At 75.8% G+C, this 674-nt stretch carries 1 protein-coding gene; it reads right to left on the bottom strand.

Annotation, left to right across the window (positions count from 1 at the left end):
- A partial coding sequence (locus D8M35_RS16160; protein ID WP_126892725.1) for a DUF58 domain-containing protein occupies positions 1-674 on the bottom strand: 674 nt, incomplete at both ends.

Raw genomic sequence — 674 nt, 5'->3', positions numbered from 1 at the left:
CCGCGCGTCGGTACACGTCACGCTCGGCACCGGACCCGGCCAGGAGGCTCGACACCGGCCCGCCCCGCTCCTCCGGTACCCCGTGCCCCGGCTCCGGGACGCCGCTCGCCATCCGCTCGACGGCCGGGTCCGCGATGCTGGTGACGACGACGGCGTGCCGCCGGGTCAGCCGGGGGAGCACCGCGAGCAGGTCGGCAGAGGCACCGACCGAGTCCAGGCTCGACAGGAGCACGACGAACGCGCGCGAGGTCGTCACCTGATCGACGAGCGCCGGGAGGGCGGACCAGTCGGTCGCGGCGAGCCCGGGCTCGGCGAGCGCGAGCCGTTCGCCGAAGCGTCGGACGACGTCGGTCCGCGTCGCACCGTGCACCCGGTCGCGGACGGTGTCGTCGAGCACCACCAGGTCGACCCGGTCGCCGGCGGCCGTGGCGAGGGCGCCGAGCAGCAGCGCGGACTCGATGGAGGTGTCGAGCCGGGGTTCGTCGTCGACCCGTCCGGCACCGGCACGTCCCGCGTCGACGACGATGACGACGCGGCGGTCGCGCTCGGGTCGCCAGGTCCGGACGACCAGGTCCTGCCGCCGGGCGGTCGCCCGCCAGTCGATCGACCGGACGTCGTCGCCGCGGACGTAGTCGCGGAGCGAGTCGAACTCGGTGCCGTGCCCGCGGAGCTGA

It is taken from the genome of Curtobacterium sp. HSID17257 (genome assembly GCF_003989515.1).
Classification (GTDB): Bacteria; Actinomycetota; Actinomycetes; order Actinomycetales; family Microbacteriaceae; genus Curtobacterium.
The sequence above is the reverse complement of the archived record's forward strand: the minus strand, read 5'-3'. Positions and strand labels throughout refer to the sequence as shown.